1 protein-coding gene is annotated in these 915 nt (G+C 63.2%); it reads left to right on the plus strand.

Annotation, left to right across the window (positions count from 1 at the left end):
• Positions 1-138: 138 nt before the first annotated feature.
• Positions 139-915: IS630 family transposase (locus EJI01_RS28405; RefSeq protein ID WP_409513990.1), on the plus strand; the 777-nt coding region annotated here is incomplete at its 3' end.

A 915-nucleotide genomic window follows, 5' to 3' on the forward strand; every position in this document is an offset into this window, starting at 1 on the left:
CTAGTGTCCTGTCCCGTTAATTCATAGGCACGAAAACTGCATGGAATAAGGCATCCTTGGAGATGCCCCATGCCCAACGCATACACGCGCACCAGCATAGTTGCGCTCACCGACGGTGAGCGTGCCGAACTCATCTCGATGGCGAGATCGCGGTCGTTGCCTGCCGCCTTGGCGTTGCGCGCGCGCATCGTGTTGGCCTGTGAAGGGGCCGATACGGCCAGCACAGAGGTCGCGAAGGTTCTGGGGATCGATCGCAACACCGTGAACAAGTGGCGCGGGCGCTATGTGCGAGATCGCATCTCGGGGCTGTACGACGAGCTGCGGCCCGGGCGGCCTCGCACAGTCGATGACGAACGAGTTGCGGAGCTGATTAACAAGACTCTGCACACCAAGCCTGCCGACGGGGCCACGCACTGGAGCACACGCGGCCTTGCCGCAGAGACCGGCATCAGCAAGAGCACGGTGGCGCGTTACCTGCAGGCCTTCCAGCTCAAGCCGCACCGCGTGGAGAGCTTCAAGCTGTCGACCGACCCGCTGTTCATTGAGAAGCTGCGCGAGGTGGTCGGCCTGTACCTGAATCCACCGGAGAACGCGCTGGTGCTGTGTGTGGACGAGAAGAGCCAATGCCAGGCGCTTGAGCGCACGCAGCCAATGCTGCCGATGGGATTGGGCTACGTCGAAGGCGTCACCCACGACTACGTGCGGCATGGAACGACGACGCTGTTTGCGGCGTTGAACGTGATGAATGGGCGGGTGCTGGCGCAATGCCGTGCCAGACATCGGCATCAGGAGTTCCTGGACTTCCTGCGTGCGATCGACAAGGCCGTGCCGCCGGAGCTGGACGTGCACTGCATCGTCGACAACTACGCCAGCCACAAGCACCCGAAGGTGCGCGCCTGGCTCGCACAGCGGCCG

This window comes from Variovorax sp. MHTC-1, from assembly GCF_003984645.1.
Classification (GTDB): Bacteria; Pseudomonadota; Gammaproteobacteria; order Burkholderiales; family Burkholderiaceae_C; genus Variovorax.